This is a genomic window from Bradyrhizobium sp. NBAIM08 (assembly GCF_020193935.1).
Classification (GTDB): domain Bacteria; phylum Pseudomonadota; class Alphaproteobacteria; order Rhizobiales; family Xanthobacteraceae; genus Bradyrhizobium; species Bradyrhizobium yuanmingense.
In genome coordinates, this window is sequence record NZ_JADYVR010000348.1 from 1 (window position 1) to 448 (window position 448).

Annotated in this window: 1 protein-coding gene; it reads left to right on the plus strand. The window is 69.6% G+C overall.

Annotated elements, in window-relative coordinates:
- Positions 1 to 13: 13 nt before the first annotated feature.
- Positions 14 to 448 (plus strand): AAA family ATPase (locus I6F37_RS39845; RefSeq protein ID WP_225154356.1); only part of this gene is annotated, 435 nt, incomplete at its 3' end.

The window sequence follows — 448 nt, forward strand, 5'->3', positions numbered from 1 at the left end:
AACCCGTCGACTCATTACGCTCACCGGTCCTGGTGGGGTGGGCAAGACCCGGCTTGCGGCTGCCCTGGCCGACAGGCTCGGCGGCGACTTCTCCGACGGCGTCGTCGTTGTTCCGCTGGCTGCTGTGGCTGAGGCGGTGGATGTGCTCGGCACCATCGGCCGCGCCATGGAGATCCCCGGAAGTGATCAAGGCGACGCGTTGGCCGTCATCACCCGGCACTTGGGCCGGTCCCGGGTGCTGCTGCTCTTGGACAACTTCGAGCATCTGATGAGTGCGGCACCGACGATCAGCCAGCTCGTCGCCAGCTGCCCGGCACTGACGATCCTGGTCACCAGCCGCTCACCGCTGCGGGTGCGCGGCGAGCACGAACTGCCGGTCGGGCCGCTCGAGCTGCCGCCCCGGGACGTCACCTCACCGGAACAGCTCGCGGAGTGGCCGGCGGGTGCC